Origin of the sequence: [Bacteroides] pectinophilus (assembly GCA_025146925.1) — a bacterium.
GTDB classification, from domain to species: domain Bacteria; phylum Bacillota; class Clostridia; order Lachnospirales; family Lachnospiraceae; genus Bacteroides_F; species Bacteroides_F pectinophilus.
On sequence record CP102260.1, the window covers coordinates 1,467,543 to 1,489,320 of the forward strand.

Genomic DNA, 21,778 nt, shown 5'->3' on the forward strand with positions numbered 1-21,778 from the left:
TGTATTAAACTAATATGTGCAAAGAAAGAGGCAGATATGTGGAATGTAAAGTATTCCATATGTCTGTTTTTTGCATATATTGTAGCAATAATTGGCATAAACTGTGCACTGCATGTCCACTTGGGAACGGAAAAGTACCACTTGGGAAAAACGTATTGTAAAAATGTCATAATAATTATATATTATTGGCGAAGGTAATAAATATGGTCTGGCCGGCAAAATCTATTTTTACCTCAAAAATTAAAATACAAATATAGAGGAGAATGACAGTATGAAAATTAGAAAATTAATTTTAAATACTTTATTTTGTTGTGCTATTACATTGTTGAGCATGTTTGTTACGGTCAGTGCATATGCCAGAGATAATTCAGATTACATTGATAGTGCAGCGGAAGAGTATGTTGCAGAAAATGGTATTACATATCAGGTTATTAATGATTCTTTTTCGGCAAAAGGCGAAATAAAAAATTATATTGTCCGTGTGGACTATTCATCATTTGATACGGCAGCAATCTGTCTCGTAAGGACAGGCAAGTCAGATGCAGAAATGACTGTAACCGATTCTTCAGGAAATAAAGTTGCAAGTCTCACATCAAATTCAACATATGCCAGAAGTTGGAAATTTGTAGACAAACCAACTGACGCAGCATTTGAAGACTATACGATTATGGTCAAATCTACAACATACAACTCAACTCAGAATAGTTTCAGAATATGTATCGGAAATAAAGCAGATACAGAGACGATGCTTAGCGGTAAAGAGAATGCGGTATGGCTTAACAGATATACAGAAAGCAGTCGAAATATGTTTATGACACATTATACACCAAATACAGGGGAAAGCTGGTACAGATTTACGGCTGGAGGCGATACTGTAATTACACTCATGTCGCATCATCCGCAGGTGAGATTTAAGTTAATTGAGAGTGGAGATTCTGATAATACTTATTATAACTCTATTAAGGATAATACTGCTCATAGAAGGAAATTCTGCTTATCTTATGGTTATGCAGAAAAGAAAAAAATCACATTAAAATCAGGAACAGATTATTATATGGTTATATATACGCCTGATGCAATAAATGGTGGTGAATTCATTGATGATACAATGAACCTGTGCGTAGGCAAAGCTGCAATGGCCCCGGGTTCTGTTACTGTATATTCAGGAACAGGAATATATGTCAGACAATCAGATTATTCAGTACCTGTAGATATTAAGGTTGGAGATAAAGGTAACAAAATTCCTTTGACAGCTGTAGCAGAAAGTGTCAGCCTGAAAACAACAACATCAGGAATCAGATTATCAATGATAGGTGGCTGGCGTGTAAAGGCACCGGATACAAATGCATGGAGAACTTCAACATCATCAAGATCATCAATTGATATGGGATATGTAAAAGATTCAACCGGAAATCATAATGTAAATGGAACCTGGCAGATTAGTGTGAAAGCATCCTCATCATCATTCAGTTTTATTCCGGGTATGACGATATACTATTATTATGAGCTGGGAGATTAAAAAAGTAATGTTATAACAAATACCTCTATGCATGGATATGATATCCGTGCATAGAGGAGAATTACGAGGTGGCAGATATGCAGATTAACAGGGTAAAGAATAGCAGTGAAGAGAACCAGTACATGATATCGGAAAATTATAGTAGAACAACATATACAGATATATATAATACAAATGTGGGCAAGGAAGATGCCGGTGTTGACACACTGGAATTATCAGGTGATGATAATACACCTATTATATCTGATAATTACAGCAATGCTTCAAAAAGTGTAATTTCTGAGGCTAAAGTGAGAAATTTTCTATGTGAAGAAGACACTAAAATTATATATTTAATGGATGCTTACAGCAGGAACGAGGTTACTGAAACAGATGTGAAAAACTGTATGTATTCAGAATTCTATAACATAAAAAGTTTCTACAGCAATCCGGATTATTTAAAGGATCATGAATGTAAGACAGATTCACAGATATTAGGCAGAGTGTATGAGCGCATGCAAAAGTACAATGCAGTTTTTATGGCACAGACATGTATGCTTGAAGGAGATAAGCTAGCAGAGATGTATGGGCTTGGAGATAATAAGAGGAACGTCTATTATGACTCATATTACTATAACAGATGCCAGGAGACAAGGCGGCTGTTGCGCGAAACTGCTGATGAGATAGCAGAGCAGTTTGGAATCAAAAGTCCTGATTATGACGATATAGAAAAGAACAGTCCGCTTGTCCTTGATGGCGGGCTTGATTTTAACAGCTGCTGGAATCATCAGGCAGTAAATCGTTCGATATGCATACTCAATCCTGACTGGTCAATAAAGCCGGGAGATAACTTCACATTTTTTTATAGCAGATATGCAAGTAAGCTGACAGATAATCTGAGTCCGCTTGAAAGCCAGAAAGGCATATGCATCATAGGGTATAATGGGAACACATGGACAATCGGTGTGCCATTTAATGATTCAACATCGCTCGGACCTCTGGCAGATAATTTTAACGTGAAAGAACTGATGCTAAGGACAGGCACTGCAATTGATGCGACACTTCTTGCGTATCTTGATAATTTTAACGTGCATACCAGGGCATTCAGTTTTGAAAAGGAGATGAGCGGAAATATGTTTACACTCTGAATGGCATAAATCTGCTTTTCAGTGCTTAATACGCTGGGCTGACACATAATCATGGCTGATGAGAGAATTGAATTCAGCTCCGAAGAAAAGAATCATCATGCATGAGTAAAGCCATACCAGCGCAAGGATAAGTGTTCCAAGACCGCCAAACATAGCAGTATAGGTGTTGTTATTAACATATACAGCATATATGAGCGAGAAGCCATACCAGCCGACAGATGATATAACAGCACCCGGAAGCTGTGCAAACAGCGGCAGACGCCTGCTTGGAATAAATTTAAACATAAAAAGGAATGCAAGTGTAAGCAGTACCGGAAAGAACAGCCACTTAATGTCTATTACTGCTTCTATGATAATCGCAAGATAAGGAAAATATCTTGATGTAAATCCAAGCAGCTTATTACCGAATACGACAAATATAAGCAGTGCGGCAATTATTATTATAAATAAGAGTGTCTGGACAGACGAAATAGACCTTCTTACGATAAAATTACGGTCTTCAGCTATGCCATGTATTGCATTAAAGCCTTTCATAAGGGACATAAATCCGCGTCCGGCAGCCCAGAGTGTCACTATTGCCGAAAAACCAGTGAAAGATATCGAAGAAGAATTGTACAGACCTCCGACAAAGGATACTGCAGCTTCCTTAAAATATGCCGGAATGATATCATTAAGAACCTGCATGAGGACATCATATTCCAGCGGCAGATAATGAATCAGCGACAAAAGCAGCGTGATAAACGGAAAAAAACTGAGCAGTATAAAGTAACTTGACTGCGCAGCGTATCCCGGGAGATCATCATTTTTAATTTTATTGATTATCTGAAATGGTTTTAATTTTACTTTCATAACTATAGTATTATATGTCATGATTCCTGTGTTGGCAATCAGAAAAATTTTTCACTGCGCGTATAACAGATATTTTACTGCACATATAACTATTGAGACTGCATAAAGGTGAATCCGGAATAAATCCACATCTGTATGCAGTCTCTTTTTTGTTGGACATTTATATGTAATTGATATATAATAGGAAAGCATGGCTTTAGCCTTGTGCTATAGCAGCGTGATGAATGGAGTTATGTATGGGAATACCGGTTAAGCTTCAGGTGTTTGAAGGTCCGCTGGATCTGCTTCTGCACCTGATAGATAAGAATAAAGTTAATATATATGATATTCCGATTGCCATGATTGCTGAACAGTACATGGAATATGTTAATCAGATGGACAAGGAAGACCTTAATGTTGTGAGCGAATTCCTTGTGATGGCTGCAACGCTTCTTGACATAAAGTCGAGAATGCTTCTGCCAAAGGAGGTTAACGGGGATGGAGAGGAAGAGGACCCAAGACAGGAGCTTGTTGAACAGCTTTTACAGTATAAGATGTTCAAATATGCCTCGCTTGAGCTTAAGGACAGGCAGGTTGACGCACAGAGGTCTATGTACAGGCCGTCCACGCTTCCACCTGAGGTTGCAGGCTACAGACCTCCGGTTAATCTTGAGGAGCTTGTCGGTGATATGACACTTGCCAGGCTTAACAGCATTTTTCAGGATGTCATGAAGCGTCAGGAGGAAAAGATTGATCCTATCCGAAGTAAGTTCGGCAGGATTAAGAAGGAAGAGGTGTCTGTAGAGGACAGGCTTGTTGAGGTTAAGTCATTTCTTATGAAGCATGAGAAGTTCAGTTTCAGACAGCTTCTTACGGACAGACCCGGAAAGATATCAACGATTGTTACGTTTCTCGTTGTGCTTGAGCTTATCAAGACAGGGTTTCTGTCTGTTGAACAGGACGGAATAATGTCAGATATTCAGCTTACTGTTAAGAATGACCCTGCCATGATTGGCAGCATGGAGGATGAAGATGGATTTGGAGAGAATTGAAGCTGCGATTGAGGCGGTTCTGTTTACAATGGGAGAATCTGTTGAGGTTGATAAGATTGCGGCTGCAATTGAACAGGATGCGGAGACTACAAAGCGGATTATTCATAATATGATGGATAAATATGACGCTGCTGACCGCGGTATTAAGATAATAGAGCTTGAGAACAGCTTTCAGATGTGTACCAAGGCTGAATATTACGATGCTCTGATTAAAGTTGCTTCCCAGCCAAGAAAATATGTTTTAACTGATGCACTTTTGGAGACACTGTCAATAATAGCATACAAGCAGCCCGTAACAAAGCTTGAGATTGAGAAGATACGTGGAGTTAACAGCGATCATGCTGTAAGCAGACTCGTTGAATACGGGCTGGCATGTGAGGTAGGCCGCCTTGATGCTCCGGGACGTCCGATGCTGCTTGGAACAACAGAGGATTTCTTAAGGACATTCGGTGTCCAGTCACTTGATGAGCTGCCTGAGATAAGTGCTGAACTTATGGAAAACTTTAAAGAAGAAGCTGAGATTGAGGCAGGTATGGAAGAGATTGATGACCAGATTGACGGTCAGATGTCTCTTGATATAGATGTATAAGCAGATATATAAGGCAATTATGTTATGCCCATTAACCGGGCAGGAATGGAGGATTATCATGGAAAGATCAAATGCATGGGAAAAGTATTCTAAGACTGACCTTGAGAAGGTATTTACATTTGCGGAAGATTACCGTAAGTTCATCAGCCTGTGTAAGACAGAGCGTGAGTGCGTTAAGCGTTCTGTAGAGATTGCAGAAGAGGCCGGCTACAAGAATCTTGAGGATATTGTGCGTAAAGGTAAGAAGCTCAAAGCCGGAGACAGAGTATATGCTGTTAATATGGGCAAGGCTGTTGTTCTGTTCAATATCGGCAAGGAGCCTATCGAGGATGGCATGAATATTCTCGGTGCCCATATAGATTCACCAAGACTTGATCTTAAGCAGAATCCTATGTATGAGGACAGTGACCTTGTCCTTCTTGATACACATTATTACGGCGGAATCAAGAAATATCAGTGGGTTACGGTTCCTCTTGCACTTCATGGTGTTGTTGCGCTTAAGGACGGCTCAGTTGTTGATGTAAGCATCGGTGAGGATGAGAATGATGCTGTTGTCGGCATCTCAGATCTTCTTATCCATCTTTCACAGGAGCAGCTCGAGAAGAAGGGCAATAAGGTCGTAGAGGGCGAGGACCTTAACATTCTTGTCGGCAGTATGCCTGCAACAGATGCTGCACTCGAATTTGGCAATGTTACAGCAGATAATGATGATGATGAAGATGATAAGAAGCACAAGGTTAAGAAATATATCCTTGCACTCCTTAAGGATAAGTATGGAATTGAAGAAGAAGATTTTCTCTCAGCAGAGATTGAGGCTGTTCCTGCGGGTCCGGCAAGGGATTATGGCATTGACAGAAGTATGATTATAGGCTACGGACATGATGACAGAGTATGTGCATATCCTTCACTTATAGCATGTATCAATTCTAAGAAGCCTAAGAAGACTGGTGTATGTATTCTTGTAGACAAGGAAGAGATTGGCAGTGTGGGAGCAACAGGTATGCAGTCAAAGTTCTTTGAATATGCGGTTGCTGAGGTCATGGACAGATGCGGTCAGTATTCTGAGCTCGGACTTAAGAGAGCACTCCGCAATTCACAGATGCTATCTTCGGATGTAAGTGCTGCATATGATCCTAATTACGCAAGTGTTAATGAGAAGAAGAACAGTGCTTATTTCGGACGCGGCATGGTATTCAACAAGTATACGGGTTCACGCGGCAAGAGCGGTTCTAATGATACAAGTGCTGAATTCATGGCTAAGATGCGAAAGGTCATGGGTGATGCAGATGTCGCATTTCAGACAGCAGAGCTTGGCAGGGTAGACCTTGGCGGCGGCGGAACTATCGCATATATACTTGCCAATTACGGAATGAACGTAATCGACAGCGGTGTAGCCGTACAGAATATGCACGCACCGCATGAGGTAATAAGCAAGGCAGATCTGTATGAGGCACTTAAGGGCTACGAAGCATTTTTAAAATGTAACTAAATAAATCAGGTAACTGTAAAGATATTTATACCGAAAGGGATTATACACCTATGAAATGGAACAGATATACTATTGATACTACAACGGCAGCAGTGGATGTCGTGAGCAGCTGTCTCGGAGACTGTGGTATTGAGGGAATTGAGATTGAAGATAATGTGCAGCTCAGCCAGAAGGACATTAAGACAATGTTCGTGGATTTTATACCGGATCTTCCGCCTGATGACGGCTCAGCCAGAGTAAGCTTCTATCTTGATGCCGATGAAGATAATGATGAGATGCTTAAGAAGGTTAAGGAAGAGCTTGAGGACATGAAGTCATTCATGGATATCGGACCTGCAACAATAACCATCTCACAGACAGAGGATAAGGACTGGATTAATAACTGGAAGCAGTATTTCCACCCGTTCAGTGTAGGCGACCTTATTATTAAGCCTACATGGGAGGAATATACAGATGAAATGAAAGACCATCTTGTGATAAATATTGATCCTGGTACTGCATTCGGAACGGGTTCGCATGAGACAACGCAGCTTGTAATCAGACAGCTCCAGAAGTATTGTAAAAAGGGCGATAAGGTTCTTGATGTCGGCTGCGGAAGCGGTATTCTTTCAGTAGTTGCCATAATGCTCGGCGCAGAATCTGCGCTCGGAACAGACCTTGACCCTAATGCCATTATAGCCACTAAGGAGAATGCAGAAGTCAACAAGATAGAGAATGGAAGAATTGAAGTCATTGAGGGCAATATCATTGATGATAAAGCAGTTCAGGATAAGGCAGGTTATGAATGCTATGACATCGTGTGTGCCAATATTCTTGCCGATGTGCTTGAGCCTCTTTCAGAGGAGATTACAAGGCATATGAAGCACGGCGCAATATTCATGACCTCAGGAATTATTGACATGAAGGAAGAAGAGGTTGTTAATAAGTTCAGGGAGAATCCTGAGCTTGAGATTCTTGAGATTAACCATAACGGCGAGTGGGTTAATGTAACAGCAAGAAGAATCTGATAATACGGAGGTCTGATATATGTATCATTTTTTTGCCAGACAGGAAAATATATATGACGACCATATTCTCATAGATGGTGCAGATGTCAATCATCTTAAGAACGTCCTGCGCATTAAATGCGGAGAGAAGATAATATTAAGCAGCGGCGATAATGTTGATTATTACTGTACGATATCTGAGATTAATGACGATTCGGTCATAGCTTCGATAGATGAGACAGATACAAGGGGAAGAGAGCTTCCTTCCAGGATATACCTGTTTCAGGGGCTGCCAAAGGGTGATAAGATGGAGCTTATAATACAGAAGGCAGTTGAACTCGGAGCATACGGGATAATCCCTGTTGCAATGAAACGCTCTGTCATGAAGCTTGACAGTAAGAAGGCGGAATCAAAGGTTAAGCGCTGGAATGCCATATCGGAAAGCGCTGCAAAGCAGAGCAAACGAAGCATTATACCTGCCGTGCATGACGTTATGACATTTGCACAGGCAGCTGAGTATGCCAAGACACTTGACATGGTGCTTCTTCCGTATGAATGTGCAGACGGAATGCAGGCAACTAAGGATAAGCTGTCATCAATAAAACCGGGAAGCAGTATTGGTATATTTATCGGTCCTGAAGGCGGCTTTGACGGCTCGGAGCTTACAATCGCACATGATGCAGGTTTTGATGTGATAACTCTCGGAAGAAGAATTTTAAGGACAGAGACGGCAGGAATGATGCTTCTGTCTGTTCTTATGTACCAGCTTGAGGATTAGATATAATAGTTTGGAGTTTATGGAATAATGGAAGCATATCTTGATAATTCGGCAACAACCAGAACCGCAAAAGAGGTTGTTGATATAATGACTGAGGCGATGCTTGACAATTACGGCAATCCTTCGTCAAAGCACATGTATGGAGTAAATGCAGAAAAGTATGTTAAGGATGCAGCGAAGATAATTGCCGGCGTGCTTAAGTGTCAGGAAAAGGAGATTCTGTTCACATCAGGCGGAACTGAATCCAATAACACAGTGATTATCGGCGGTGCAATGGCTAACCGGCGAAGAGGAAAGCATGTTATAGTCTCAAGCGTTGAACATTCATCTGTAAAAGAACCTTTCAGATATCTTGCCGAGAATGGTTTTGATGTAACATACCTTCCGGTGGATAAGGATGGAATAATTAATCCGGAGGATGTGAAAAAAGCTCTCCGTGATGATACAATCCTTGTATCTGTCATGATGGTCAATAATGAAATCGGTGCAGTTGAGCCGGTTGAAGAGCTTGGAAGCATAGTTCATGAATTTAATAAGGACATCATATTCCATGTGGATGCAATACAGTCTTTTGGCAAATACAGAATCATCCCGAAGAAGATGAATATAGATGCCCTGTCAGTAAGCGGACATAAGATTCACGGACCTAAGGGAACGGGCTTTTTGTATATGAGGGATAAAGTTAAGATAAAACCTCTTATTCTTGGCGGCGGGCAGCAGAAGGGAATGCGTTCGGGAACAGAGAATGTTCCGGGAATAGCCGGACTTGGAATGGCTGTAAAGCTTGCATATACTGATTTTGATGAAAAGATTGCCCGGATGAGACAGATAAAGAATGAATTTGTTGAGGGTGTAAGCCGCATAGAAGGTACTCAGATAAACGGACGCACAGATGAGACATCCGCTCCGCATATTGTAAGCGTAAGCTTTCCGGGAGTGCGAGCAGAGGTGCTTCTTCATGCACTTGAGGAGCGTGGAATATATGTGTCATCAGGCTCTGCATGTTCTTCAAACCGCCCTGAATTAAGTTCTACACTTCAGGCAATCGGGCTTGATAGGAGCCTTCTTGATTCAACACTGCGCTTCAGCTTCTGCTATGAGACAACATCAGAGGAGATTCAATACACGCTTGAAGAGCTTGCCAGGCTTCTGCCGGTTCTCAGAAGATATACGGCACACTGATAAAAAATAAGCATGTGACTACATGCAATTATAACGGATGGAGGTAGTAATGTTTAAAGCATTTCTTATAAAATACGGAGAAATAGGTGTTAAAGGCAAGAACAGATATCTGTTCGAGGATGCACTTGTAAATCAGATTAAGTTTGCACTTAAAGAGGTTGAAGGTGAATTCGCCGTTACCAAGGTTGACGGAAGAATATATGTGCAGGCACAGTCAGAGTTTGATTATGATGAGACTGTTGATGCGCTTAAGAGGGTATTTGGTATTATAGGAATATGTCCTATGGTACAGATTGAGGATAATGGCTTTGATGACCTTGCTGCAACTGTAGTTGAGTATTTTAAGCAGACATATAAGAATATGAACTTTACGTTCAAGGTCAATGCAAGAAGAGCAAGAAAGAATTATCCGCTTGATTCAATGCAGCTTAATGCAGAGCTCGGTCATGTTCTTCTTGAGGCATTCCCGGAGCTTAAGGTTGATGTACACAAGCCTGATGTGCTTCTTCAGGTTGAGATACGCCAGCAGATTAACATTTATTCAATAGAGATACCGGGACCGGGTGGAATGCCTGTCGGAACTAACGGTAAAGCAATGCTTCTTCTCTCGGGCGGAATCGACAGCCCTGTTGCCGGATACATGATTGCCAAGAGAGGAGTTAAGATCGATGCAACATATTTCCATGCACCTCCATATACAAGTGAGCGCGCAAAGCAGAAGGTTGTTGACCTTGCAAAGCTTGTTGCAAGATATTCAGGTCCTATAACTCTCAATGTTGTTGATTTTACTGAGATTCAGCTCTACATATATGATCAGTGCCCACATGATGAGCTTACGATTATCATGAGAAGATACATGATGAAGATTGCGGAGGAGCTTGCCAACCGGTCAGACTGCCAGGGGCTTATTACGGGAGAGAGCATAGGTCAGGTTGCCAGCCAGACAATAAAGAGTATGTACTGCACCAATGAGGTATGTACAATGCCTGTATTCCGCCCGGTTATCGGCTTTGATAAGCAGGAGATTGTAGACCTTTCAGAAAAGATTGGTACATATGAGACTTCAATACAGCCATTTGAGGACTGCTGTACAATATTCGTTGCAAAACATCCTGTAACCAAGCCTAACCTTAATGTAATCAGGAAGTCAGAGCTTAAGCTTGCGGAGAAGATTGACGATATGGTCAGAAAAGCAATTGACACTGTAGAGAAGATAGAGATTAATTAATTCCGGAGGACAATTTTAATGCGAAAGTTATCACGGCTTCTGTGTCTTATGCTCGCGTGCTCACTTATGGCCGGCATATTCATCGGATGCGGAAAAGACAGACAGGACAATAGTAACAGCAATGGGCAGACGACATTCACGGTCGGATTTGATGCGGAATTTCCTCCATACGGCTATAAGGATGATAATGGAGAATATGTAGGCTTTGACCTTGATCTTGCACAGGAAGTATGCAACCGTCAGGGCTGGAATCTTGTTAAGCAGCCAATAGACTGGGATTCCAAGGATATGGAGCTTAATTCAGGTACGATAAGCTGTATCTGGAACGGATTCACTATGGACGGACGAGTTGATGATTACACATGGTCATCAGCATATATAGACAATTCCCAGGTAGTGGTTGTTAAGAGCGATTCATCAGTTAAGACGCTTGCTGACCTTGCAGGCAGGGTTATGGTAGTTCAGGCTGATTCTTCTGCACTTGCAGCATTTACGGGAGAAGAGGCAGAAGATAAGAATAAAGAGCTCTGCGCTTCATTTGCATCTTTGCAGCAGGTATCAGACTACAACAGTGCATTCATGAATCTTGAGGCAGGATCAGTAGATGCGATTTGTATGGATATAGGTGTTGCAAGCTACGAGATTAAGGCGCGCTCAGGCAAGTTCAGAATGCTTGATGAGCATGTATCATCGGAGCAGTACGGTATCGGTTTTAAGAAAGGCAATACACAGCTGCGTGATGAGGTTCAGGAGACACTCAATGAGATGCTTGCCGATGGTACATTTAATAAGATTGCAGAAAAATGGGGCCTTGAGGATTCAATATGTCTCGGTAAGGAAGGCGCAGATGCCGTTATGAAGTCTGAAACCCAGGCACAGGCATCACAGTCAGCAGCACAGCAGTTCTTTAAGGTAGTCGGGCAGCTTTCATCAGGTATGGCTGCTTCACTCGGAATATTCGTGCTCACGCTTGTATTCTCACTTCCACTCGGACTTCTGATTATGTTTATCAGAATGTCCAACCTTAAGATATTGCGTGCAATATCCAAGATTTATATATCAATCATGCGTGGAACACCTCTTATGCTGCAGCTACTTGTGGTGTTCTTCGGACCATATTATCTGTTTGGTGTGTCACTTTCATACTCTTACAGATTCTATGCGGTAATCATAGGCTTCTCGCTGAATTATGCCGCATACTTTGCAGAGATTTACCGTGCCGGAATAGAGGCTGTACCTGCAGGACAGCGCGAAGCTGCATCAGTGCTTGGATATACGGGCGTACAGACATTTACCAGAATTGTATTTCCACAGATGGTTAAGCGTGTGCTTCCGCCTGTAACGAACGAGGTTATTACTCTTGTTAAGGATACATCTCTTGCATTTGCGCTTGCATATACAGAGATGTTCACTCTTGCCAAGCAGGTTGCTGCGGCACAGGCAAGTATTATGCCGCTGTTTGTTGCCGGACTGTTCTACTACATTTTCAATTTTGTTGTAGCGTGGTTCATGGAAAAACTTGAGCTTAAGCTTGGTTACTATAAATAAATCGTTGCTGCAGCCGTGCGGTATTGCAGGCAGAATGAGAGGTAAATGTGAAACTTTTAGAAATGAGCCACGTCAAGAAGTCTTTTGGTGAACTTGACGTGCTTAAGGATATATCACTTAATGTTGAGGAAGGTGAAGTTGTTGCTATAATCGGTCCGTCAGGTTCCGGTAAGTCAACACTTCTGAGATGTGCAACGCTTCTTGAGACGATGGATGAAGGCAGTCTTACATATTGCGGACAGAATGCTGCTGTTAATGAGAATGGCAGGTCAAGGTATGCTTCCAAAAAAGAGCTGCATGACATAAAGGAGAACTTTGGACTTGTTTTCCAGAATTTTAATCTTTTTCCACATTACTCTGTGCTTAAGAATATAACCGATGCACCGGTTCACGTCCAGAAGCGGGACAGGGATGAGGTTACCGCTGAGGCTAAGAAGCTTCTTGCCAAGGTTGGACTTGAGGGCAGGGAGAGCAGTTATCCGTGGCAGCTTTCAGGCGGACAGCAGCAGAGAGTTGCAATTGCAAGAGCTCTTGCAATGAATCCTAAGATGCTTTTCTTTGATGAGCCGACTTCTGCACTTGACCCTGAGATTACAGCCGGAATATTAAAGCTGATGCGTCAGCTTGCAAGCGAGAAGATGACAATGGTAATTGTTACTCATGAGATTTCATTTGCAAGAAATGTTGCAGACAGAGTTATCTTTATGGACGGCGGTGTCATTGTTGAAGAGGGTACGCCTGAGGATGTTATAGACAACCCTAAGAGTGAAAGAACACGTGCTTTCCTTCAGAAAATAGAAAAAGGCTGATAAAAAAATATCCGTCCGGTATATACCGGACGGATATCATGCTGTCAGTTTGTATATACAATGTATATTATGATACAATGTATGGCGCAAGAACTGAAAGGATTGTGTCAAGGTTCTCATCTGCATGGATGTTCAGGTCGATTGGCTTTGAAAGGTCAAGACTGAAGATACCCATGATTGACTTTGCATCGATTACGTATCTTCCTGATACAAGATCAAAATCAGAATCAAACTTTGTTATGTCATTAACAAATGACTTTACCTTATCGATTGAGTTCAATGAAATCTTAATTGTCTTCATGATAATTACCTCCTTGGGTTAATAAGTAAAATCTTCAAAATTTATATTATATTCTGACGTGCAATATGTCAAGTGACAAAATCAATAATAATAAGCAAAAAATCAATAAATTGTTATACAATATTTAAAATATTTACAAAATAGTATTAGAAAGTGTTGGAAAAATATGAAAGCAGCATTACATAATCTGGGGTGTAAAGTAAATTCATACGAAACTGAAGCAATGGAGCAGATGCTTATTGCTGCCGGTTATGAGATAGTTCCATTCTGTGAGGACGAAAAGGCAGACGTGTATGTTATTAATACCTGCTCAGTAACTAATATTGCAGACCGTAAGTCAAGACAGATGCTACACAAAGCGAAGAAACAGAATCCCAATGCAATCGTTGTTGCTGCCGGCTGCTATGTCCAGGCAAGGGGAGATGAGCTTGCCGCTGACGATATGGTTGATATAGTTATAGGCAACAACCGGAAAAACAGGCTTGTTGAGATAATAAATGACTACATTGGGAATAACAGCAATAACGAAGCTGTTGTTGATATAGCAAAAACGCATGAATACGAGGAACTTAACATATATGATGTGTGTGAGCATACAAGGGCATATATAAAGGTTCAGGATGGCTGCAACCAGTTCTGCTCATATTGCATAATCCCTTATACACGTGGACGTGTAAGAAGCAGACGTCCCGAGGATGTTACGGCAGAAGTCAGGAGACTTGTTGAAAAAGGTTATAAGGAATTCATACTTGCCGGCATTCATCTGAGTTCGTACGGAATAGATTTTGAAGCTCCGTGCGATGAGGCTGTAGACTACAGGGCAGCCAATATGCCGGGTTCAAGGCTTCTTGAGCTTATTGAAGCTGTCTGTTCGGTAGAAGGTGTTAAGCGGCTGCGTCTTGGTTCGTTTGAGCCAAGGATACTTACCGAAGCCTTTGTGAAGCGCATGGCTGAACTTGAACCGGTATGTCCGCATTTTCATATATCACTGCAGAGCGGATGTGATGCGACTCTTAAGAGAATGAACAGACGTTATACCGCAGATGAATATGAGGAGAGCTGTAAGCTTCTCAGAAAATATTTCCCCAATGCCGCAATTACAACTGATGTTATTGTGGGATTCCCGCAGGAGACTGACGAAGAGTTCGCCATTACTAAAGAATATCTTGAACGCATTCATTTTTATGAGATGCATGTATTCAAATATTCACGACGAAAGGGAACTGCTGCGGACAGAATGGACGGGCAGGTACCTGAGCCTGTGAAGACCGCAAGGAGTGCCGGACTTCTTGAACTTGAAAAACGCATGTCACGTGAATACAGGGAGTCGGCGCTTGGAAGCATACAGGAAGTGTTGTTTGAGGAAGTTGCAGGCACATGTGATGATTGTGGAACTTCAGTGATTACAGGGCACACAAAAACATATATCAATGTTCATGTTAAGCTTCCGGCCGACATGTCTTTGGAATATATCAATAAGATATGCAATGTAAAGCTTGAACATCTGAGTGATGACGGGGAATGGGTTAATGGAACATTATGCGGTTGATAAATCCGGATAACTTTGTTATAATATAGTCAATAAATAGGCGCATACAACTGCGCAGCGGAGGTACATCAATGGAAACTAATATATTAATGGAAAGTGGTACCAACGAGGTAGAGATTCTTGAGTTTATGATTGGCAATAACCACTATGGTATTAATGTAGCTAAGATTAAGGAGATTGTGACATATCAGAAGATTACTCCTGTCCCGGTTGCCAAGCCCGAGGTAGAAGGTATATTCATGCCGAGAGATACAATGATTACGGTTATAGACCTTGCCCGGGTATTAAATCTTCCGGCATCAGACAATATCAATAGTGATATGTTTATCATAACTAATTTTAATAAGCTTAATGTAGCATTCCACGTACATAAAGTAATCGGAATCCACCGTGTATCATGGGCTGATATTATTACTCCGGACTCAACAATAAGTTCTGCAGATCAGGGAATTGCAACAGGCATCATTAAGATTGATTCTAATCTTATTGTTATTCTTGACTTTGAGAGAATAGTGTCTGACATAAGTCCTGAGACAGGTCTTAAGGTATCTGAAGTTGAGAAGCTCGGACATAGGGAACGCAATGATTCACCTATCCTTATTGCCGAGGATTCACCTCTTCTTATGAGACTTATATCCGACTCACTTCATAAGTCAGGTTATACGAATGTAACTCTTTGCAAGAATGGTCAGGAAGCATGGGATAATCTCTGCCACTACAAGGCTGTCGGAGATATTGACCGTTATGTTGCATGCGTAATAACCGATCTGGAGATGCCGCTTATGGATGGACACAGGCTTACTAAGCTTATTAAGTCAGATTCAGACCTTAATCATATCCCTGTAGTCATATTCTCTTCACTTATTAATGAGGATATGAAGCGTAAGGGCGAGAGCCTTGGTGCTGACGCACAGCTTTCAAAGCCTGAGATCGGAATGCTTGTATCTGCAATAGACAAGCTTCTTGAGGAAGGCGTGAAGCATCCTGATGCTTTAGAGGCAAAAGACTGATATAACCGTAAGTCAGTTATGTAAGTCGGTTATAATATAAGACGATATGACAGGGCTGTCCATATTTTTTGGACAGCCTTTTCACACATATGGAATAGAATTGGAGATTGACATGGATAATAACGGGATTATCAGCAGATTTAAGAATGATATTGAGGATTGTGATATGCTTCTTATAGGGCTTGGAAGTGAGTGGAAGTCTGCAGATACGGGTGACTACGCGGCTCTTGATAAGCTTCTGGCAAAGCATAATTACTTCGTAGTAACATCATGCGATGATGGCGCAATAATGAACAGCACAATTAATACTAAAAGAATAACGGCTCCTTTCTTTGAACAGGATGATGGTGAAGCACAATGGAACCTCTATAACAAATGGCTCCAGTCAACACTTAACAAAAAACTGGTTATTGTTGAGCTTGGTGAAGGATTTGCATCACCTAATTTTATGAGATGGCCGTTTGAAAATATAACATTTATAAACAATAAAGCTTTCTTCTACAGGGTCAATGAAAAGCTTCCTAATGTTCCTGAGAATATAAAGGACAAGTCATGTCCGATAAAGGAAAATTCAGTTGAATTTGTAAGGAACCTGCTGTAAAATGTTATTAATAATGATATTTATAAAATAGGAGTCTAATGTGAACGAAGAATATCTTGATGAACTGCTCAATTCGGGAGCAGATCCTAATAAGACGGAAGATAATATGCTTGATATGGTAGAGCAGGCTAAGAAAGCTGCTGCTGATGACAATGCCGGAAGAGCGAATGGGGACGTTGAACTCAATGATGAAGATAAGGAATTGCTTGGTGCAGACAAGCTTGATGATATTCCGGACGAGTCTGATGCCAGACTTACCGACAGTGATATGCAGAGACTGTCTGATATGGAGAATGCAGCCAAAGATGACGAGCCTGCAGAAGCACATGAAGACAGTATATCAATAGAGGATTTGTTCGGTGGCGCAGATGAAACGTCTGATTCATCCGGCAATTCGGCTGAGGATTCCATTAATGCAGCGGCTAATACAGCAGCACCGGATGCAGGGCAGAGTTCTGATTCGGAAGCACAGGGGGATGGTAATGATACTCCTCCTGTCCCTGAGAACAGGGAAGGCAAAGGATTATTTGCACTGATTAAGAGAATTTTCTTTGAGGATACCAAAAAGCATCAGGAAGAAGAGCATGAAGGAGAAGAACCGAAAGATGAGAATGAGAAGCTTCTCCAGGAGATGTATGGTGATGACATAGAAGACGGAGAACTCCTTGAAGATAAGAACCGTAAGGGCAAGGGTCCGTTTGCAAAGCTTGCTGAGAATCTTAGGGCACGCCGTGCCAAGGCTGCGGAAGAAGACCGTCTTGAAGAAGAGGCTATAGAAGCCGAGGCCGCTGAGAAGAAACGCAAAAAAGAAGAAAAGAAGCAGGCTGCCAAAGCTAAGAAAGATGCAGCAAAGAACGATAAGGCTGATAAGGCAAAAAAAGCAAAAGAGAAAAAATCTGCTAAGCCTAAGAAAGAGAAGAAAGCAAAGCCTAAAAAGGAAAAGAAGCCCAAGGCTCCCGTAGATCCTAAGGACATTCTGAAGATTAAGCCATTATCCGTTGTTATGCTTCTTATGTTTGTAGCCGGATTTGTAATAATGGTACAGCTTTTCAGTGGATTGTTTGATTACTCTAATAACATTTCGCGTGCTAAGGAATTCATGCAGAACGGCAATTACACATCTGCATATGATATTGTACATGGAATGTCACTTAGCAAAGCAGATTCCAATATCCAGAACCAGCTTGATGTAATTATGCTTGTCGAAAGACAGTATGAGTCATATGAGAATTACAGGAAGCTTGGTATGAATGTAGATGCACTTAATGCACTTATTAAGGGGCTTGTGCAGTATAATACATATAAGGAGCAGGGTGAGTCGCTCGGTGTTATTGAACCGATGAATCAATACAGACAGGCAATCCTTGAGAAGCTGCTGTCCGATTATAAGATTGATGAGAAGCTTGCTAACGATCTTGTAACACTCTTTGGCAGTGACTTCACCAAATATTACAGATCTATCGAGACATATGGAGGAGCTAAGTAATGATAGCTATACTTGACTATGACGCCGGCAACATCCGCAGCGTTGAAAAGGCTGTTGAAGCCCTTGGCGAGAAGACAGTGGTAACACGTGACAGGCACAGTATTCTCTCGGCTGACAAAGTAATTCTTCCGGGCGTTGGCGCATTCGGAGATGCGATGGCAAGACTTAAGGAATATGATCTTGTTGATACTATACATGAAGTTGTCGATAAGAATACTCCGTTTCTTGGAATCTGCCTCGGATTACAGCTTATGTTTGAGAGCAGCGATGAGACTCCCGGAGTTGAAGGTCTTGGAATACTTCCGGGTAAGATTTTAAGAATACCCGACTGTGAGGGGCTTAAGATTCCTCACATGGGTTGGAATTCTCTTGATATCAAGCCTGATCAGCCTTTGTTTGCAGGTATTCCTGACCAGTCATATGTATACTTTGTTCATTCATATTATCTTAAGGCTGCTAACGAAGAAGATGTTGCAGCCTCAACTGAATATTCAACACATATTCATGCATCTGTTGCTCACAATAATATATTTGCATGTCAGTTTCATCCGGAGAAGAGCGGAAGTGTCGGACTTAAGATATTAAAGAATTTTATCGATTTGTAATCAGCTTGTAGTATATACGAATTGAATAAGATATTCAGACTATAACTGTGAAAGGGTATTTCAATGTTTACTAAAAGAATTATACCATGTCTTGACTGTAATAATGGAAGAGTAGTAAAGGGCACTAATTTTGTCAATCTCAGGGATGCCGGCGATCCTGTGGAAGTCGCTGCAATGTATGACAAGTCAGGAGCTGACGAACTTGTGTTTCTTGATATAACAGCTTCGAGTGACGGCCGTAATACAACTGTTGACCTCGTAAGGAGGGTAGCTGAGAAGGTATTTATTCCGTTTACTGTTGGCGGAGGCATCCGCTCTGTTGATGATTTTAAGGCACTTTTAAGAGAGGGCGCTGATAAGATTTCAATTAATTCATCAGCTATAATGAATCCTTCCCTAATCAGTGAAGCAGCTGATAAGTTCGGAAGCCAGTGTGTTGTTGTTGCAATTGATGCCAAGAGACGCGAGGACGGCAACGGTTGGGAGATATACAAGAATGGCGGAAGAGTTAATATGCACATGGATGCCGTCGAGTGGGCAATGAAAGCATGCGAACTCGGTGCCGGAGAGATTCTCCTTACAAGCATGGACTGCGATGGAACAAAAGCAGGCTATGATACAGAGCTTACCAGAATGGTTTCGGACAATGTTTCTATCCCGGTAATAGCATCTGGTGGAGCCGGAACGAAAGAACATTTTAAAGATGCGTTTGAACTTGGAGGTGCAGATGCTGCATTGGCTGCATCATTGTTTCACTACAAAGAGCTTGACATAATGGATCTCAAAAAATATCTTCGCGACAATAATATTTCTGTGAGAATGTAAGGAGATTGTAATGGCACCAATTAGTGGACAGTGGTTTGATGCATTGAAACCGGAGTTTGACAAGCCATATTATAAGAAGCTGTATGACAGGGTTTCGGCTGAATATAACAGTGATTATGAGATATATCCTCCTGCGGATGATATATTTAATGCGTTTGACTTTACTCCTCTCGATAAGGTAAAGTGTGTGATATTAGGACAGGATCCATACCATGAGCCTAATCAGGCACACGGTCTGTGTTTCTCAGTGAAGCCGGAGGTTGGCATTCCACCTTCACTTGTCAATATTTACAAGGAATTAAAGGATGATATCGGCTGCTATATACCGGATAACGGCTATCTTGAAAAATGGGCACGTCAGGGAATACTAATGCTCAACACAGTTCTTACCGTGCGTGCACATCAGGCTAATTCACATAAAGATATCGGCTGGGAACAGTTTACAGATGCTGCAATCAGAGTTCTCAATACTATAGACAGACCTATTGTATTTATATTATGGGGCGCTCCTGCACAGCGCAAGGAGAGTATGCTGAACAATCCAAAGCATCTTATTCTGAAGGCACCGCATCCAAGTCCGCTCTCAGCATACCGCGGATTTTTCGGCAGCAAGCCTTTCAGTAAGACGAATGAATTCCTTATTGCTAATGGTATTGAACCGATTGACTGGCAGATTGAGAATGTACGTGGTTAGACACTGCTGATAATCAGATATAATAAAAAGCTTCTGCATGATGATTATATTACACCATGCAGAAGCTTTTTATTGTCCAAATCTTACCTGATCTGATTAATTAAAGATTGAATCCAAAGTACTTAACTGCGTTGTTGTATGAGATACCCTCAACAATCTCCTTGAGAGCCTTCATATCTGCAGGATACTCACCGTTCTCAACCCATCCACCGATAAGCTCACACATAATTCTTCTGAAGTACTCATGTCTTGTGTAAGACAGGAAGCTTCTTGAATCTGTAAGCATACCGATGAAGTTGCCAAGAAGGCTTAAGTTAGCAAGTGATGTCATCTGATTAGTCATTCCAACCTTATGATCATTGAACCACCATGCTGAACCCTGCTGAATCTTACCAACAGCCTTTGAATCCTGGAAGCATCCGATAACAGTACCGATTGCTGCATTAACTGATGGATTCAGTGAGTAGATAATTGTCTTAGGAAGCTCATCTGTAATGTTAAGAGCATTAAGGAACTGAGCCATCTCCTGTGAACAGTCATATGTGTTGATGCAGTCATATCCTGTATCAGGACCAAGCTGGTTATAACGGAGTGTGTTGTTATCACGGATTGTGCCATAGTGAAGCTGCATAGCCCATCCAAGCTTATTGTATTCCTTGCCTACTGAGATCATGAATGCTGTCTTGAACTGGTTCTTCTCAAGCTCTGTAAGAGTCTCACCCTTAAGTCTCTTAGCAAAAATAGCTTCAACTTCTGCTTCTGTAGCAGGCTTGTACATTACATACTCAAGAGCGTGATCTGAAGCACGGCATCCGTAAGAATCAAAGAATGCCATTCTCTTGCGGAGAGCATCCATAAGTCCCTTGAATGAATTAACTTCTACGTTGCTTACTTCTGAAAGCTTAGCAATGTAATCAAGATATTCCGGCTTCTCAATATTCATAGCCTTGTCAGGTCTCCATGCAGGAAGTACCTGTACGTCAAATGTAGGATCCTCAGCAATCTGCTTATGGTACTCAAGAGTATCAATAGGATCATCTGTTGTACAGATAAGAGTAACATTTGACTGCTTAATAAGATTACGTACTGTCATTGAGTCTTCCTGAAGCTTTGCGTTGCAAAGATTCCATACTTCCTCAGCTGTATCACCGTTAAGAATTCCGTGATATCCAAAATATCTCTGGAGTTCAAGATGGCTCCAGTGGTACAGTGGGTTACCGATAGCCTTTGTAAGAGTCTCAGCCCACTTCTGGAACTTTTCTCTGTCAGGTGCATCACCTGTAATATAGTATTCGTCTACTCCGTTTGTACGCATCTGGCGCCACTTATAATGGTCACCGCCAAGCCATACCTGAGTAATATTCTCGAACTTTCTGTCCTCTGCAATCTCCTTTGGATTGATGTGGCAGTGATAGTCAAGAATTGGCATCTTCTCAGCATACTCGTGGAAGAGTGTCTGAGCTGTTGGTGTTGAAAGTAAGAAATCCTTGTCCATGAACTGTTTCATGTTTTGAAATCCTCCTGTCTTAATTATTCTTTATTATAATGTTAATTATAATACAAATATTATTA

General features: G+C 41.4%; 21 protein-coding genes and 1 pseudogene. 19 read left to right on the forward strand and 3 right to left on the reverse strand.

Annotated elements, in window-relative coordinates:
* Positions 1 to 271: 271 nt before the first annotated feature.
* Both NQ488_06860 and NQ488_06865 read left to right on the forward strand, forming a co-directional pair.
* Entirely contained in the window at positions 272 to 1,519 is a 1,248-nt protein-coding gene (locus NQ488_06860) for a hypothetical protein (GenBank protein ID UWN97014.1), read from the forward strand.
* Positions 1,520 to 1,587: 68 nt separating this feature from the next.
* Positions 1,588 to 2,646 carry a hypothetical protein gene (locus tag NQ488_06865; protein UWN97015.1) on the forward strand — a complete coding sequence of 353 codons (1,059 nt, stop codon included), beginning with the start codon at positions 1,588 to 1,590 and terminating at the stop codon, positions 2,644 to 2,646.
* An 18-nt stretch (positions 2,647 to 2,664) separates the two neighbouring features.
* On the opposite strand, the gene NQ488_06870 is transcribed toward NQ488_06865, so the two are convergent.
* Positions 2,665 to 3,516, reverse strand: coding sequence for a YihY/virulence factor BrkB family protein (locus NQ488_06870; protein UWN97016.1), 852 nt, complete (start codon positions 3,514 to 3,516; stop codon positions 2,665 to 2,667).
* Between the two features lie 215 nt (positions 3,517 to 3,731).
* On the opposite strand from NQ488_06870, the gene NQ488_06875 reads away from it, so the two are divergent.
* The 10 genes and pseudogenes from NQ488_06875 (at position 3,732) to NQ488_06920 (ending at position 13,135) form a co-directional block, all read left to right on the forward strand.
* Positions 3,732 to 4,526: a segregation/condensation protein A gene (locus NQ488_06875; protein UWN97017.1), complete on the forward strand. Its 795-nt coding sequence runs from the start codon at positions 3,732 to 3,734 to the stop codon at positions 4,524 to 4,526.
* A complete protein-coding gene (gene scpB / locus NQ488_06880; protein UWN97018.1) occupies positions 4,507 to 5,115 on the forward strand; it encodes an SMC-Scp complex subunit ScpB in 609 nt (202 codons plus the stop codon). Before NQ488_06875 ends, scpB begins: the two co-directional genes overlap by 20 nt.
* Positions 5,116 to 5,173: 58 nt before the next feature.
* Positions 5,174 to 6,604 carry an aminopeptidase gene (locus tag NQ488_06885; protein UWN97019.1) on the forward strand — a complete coding sequence of 477 codons (1,431 nt, stop codon included), beginning with the start codon at positions 5,174 to 5,176 and terminating at the stop codon, positions 6,602 to 6,604.
* A gap of 50 nt (positions 6,605 to 6,654) precedes the next feature.
* Positions 6,655 to 7,611: a 50S ribosomal protein L11 methyltransferase gene (gene prmA, locus NQ488_06890; protein UWN97020.1), complete on the forward strand. Its 957-nt coding sequence runs from the start codon at positions 6,655 to 6,657 to the stop codon at positions 7,609 to 7,611.
* A gap of 19 nt (positions 7,612 to 7,630) precedes the next feature.
* Positions 7,631 to 8,368, forward strand: coding sequence for a 16S rRNA (uracil(1498)-N(3))-methyltransferase (locus NQ488_06895; protein UWN97021.1), 738 nt, complete (start codon positions 7,631 to 7,633; stop codon positions 8,366 to 8,368).
* A gap of 27 nt (positions 8,369 to 8,395) precedes the next feature.
* The gene (locus NQ488_06900; protein UWN97022.1) at positions 8,396 to 9,550 is read left to right on the forward strand and encodes a cysteine desulfurase; all 1,155 of its coding nucleotides are present in this window, start codon (positions 8,396 to 8,398) and stop codon (positions 9,548 to 9,550) included.
* Positions 9,551 to 9,599: 49 nt separating this feature from the next.
* On the forward strand, positions 9,600 to 10,778 hold the full coding sequence (gene thiI / locus NQ488_06905) for a tRNA 4-thiouridine(8) synthase ThiI (GenBank protein ID UWN97023.1): 1,179 nt from the start codon (positions 9,600 to 9,602) through the stop codon (positions 10,776 to 10,778).
* A gap of 18 nt (positions 10,779 to 10,796) precedes the next feature.
* Positions 10,797 to 11,615 (forward strand): annotated as a pseudogene (locus NQ488_06910) (amino acid ABC transporter substrate-binding protein).
* Positions 11,616 to 11,714: 99 nt separating this feature from the next.
* Positions 11,715 to 12,326, forward strand: coding sequence for an amino acid ABC transporter permease (locus NQ488_06915; protein ID UWN97118.1), 612 nt, complete (start codon positions 11,715 to 11,717; stop codon positions 12,324 to 12,326).
* 62 nt (positions 12,327 to 12,388) lie between these two features.
* A complete protein-coding gene (locus NQ488_06920; protein ID UWN97119.1) occupies positions 12,389 to 13,135 on the forward strand; it encodes an amino acid ABC transporter ATP-binding protein in 747 nt (248 codons plus the stop codon).
* A 67-nt stretch (positions 13,136 to 13,202) separates the two neighbouring features.
* Here NQ488_06920 and NQ488_06925 read toward each other — a convergent pair whose 3' ends face one another.
* Positions 13,203 to 13,436 (reverse strand): HPr family phosphocarrier protein, encoded by a 234-nt coding sequence (locus tag NQ488_06925; GenBank protein UWN97024.1) that lies wholly within the window; start codon positions 13,434 to 13,436, stop codon positions 13,203 to 13,205.
* A gap of 166 nt (positions 13,437 to 13,602) precedes the next feature.
* Between NQ488_06925 and mtaB the strand changes: the two genes are divergently transcribed.
* From mtaB to ung, 7 genes are all read left to right on the forward strand, one after another.
* Positions 13,603 to 14,985: a tRNA (N(6)-L-threonylcarbamoyladenosine(37)-C(2))-methylthiotransferase MtaB gene (gene mtaB, locus NQ488_06930; protein UWN97025.1), complete on the forward strand. Its 1,383-nt coding sequence runs from the start codon at positions 13,603 to 13,605 to the stop codon at positions 14,983 to 14,985.
* A gap of 71 nt (positions 14,986 to 15,056) precedes the next feature.
* Positions 15,057 to 15,995 (forward strand): chemotaxis protein, encoded by a 939-nt coding sequence (locus NQ488_06935; protein ID UWN97026.1) that lies wholly within the window; start codon positions 15,057 to 15,059, stop codon positions 15,993 to 15,995.
* Positions 15,996 to 16,107: 112 nt separating this feature from the next.
* The gene (locus tag NQ488_06940) at positions 16,108 to 16,596 is read left to right on the forward strand and encodes a hypothetical protein (protein UWN97027.1); all 489 of its coding nucleotides are present in this window, start codon (positions 16,108 to 16,110) and stop codon (positions 16,594 to 16,596) included.
* Positions 16,597 to 16,636: 40 nt separating this feature from the next.
* Positions 16,637 to 18,082 (forward strand): hypothetical protein, encoded by a 1,446-nt coding sequence (locus NQ488_06945; GenBank protein ID UWN97028.1) that lies wholly within the window; start codon positions 16,637 to 16,639, stop codon positions 18,080 to 18,082.
* Complete coding sequence (hisH, locus tag NQ488_06950; GenBank protein ID UWN97029.1) at positions 18,082 to 18,687, forward strand: imidazole glycerol phosphate synthase subunit HisH; 606 nt, start codon at positions 18,082 to 18,084, stop codon at positions 18,685 to 18,687. The genes NQ488_06945 and hisH overlap by 1 nt, the downstream gene beginning before the upstream one ends.
* 63 nt (positions 18,688 to 18,750) lie before the next feature.
* On the forward strand, positions 18,751 to 19,512 hold the full coding sequence (hisF, locus tag NQ488_06955; protein UWN97030.1) for an imidazole glycerol phosphate synthase subunit HisF: 762 nt from the start codon (positions 18,751 to 18,753) through the stop codon (positions 19,510 to 19,512).
* Between the two features lie 10 nt (positions 19,513 to 19,522).
* The gene (gene ung, locus NQ488_06960) at positions 19,523 to 20,206 is read left to right on the forward strand and encodes a uracil-DNA glycosylase (protein UWN97031.1); all 684 of its coding nucleotides are present in this window, start codon (positions 19,523 to 19,525) and stop codon (positions 20,204 to 20,206) included.
* A gap of 100 nt (positions 20,207 to 20,306) precedes the next feature.
* Here ung and uxaC read toward each other — a convergent pair whose 3' ends face one another.
* Positions 20,307 to 21,713 carry a glucuronate isomerase gene (gene uxaC / locus NQ488_06965; GenBank protein ID UWN97032.1) on the reverse strand — a complete coding sequence of 469 codons (1,407 nt, stop codon included), beginning with the start codon at positions 21,711 to 21,713 and terminating at the stop codon, positions 20,307 to 20,309.
* Positions 21,714 to 21,778: the final 65 nt, after the last annotated feature.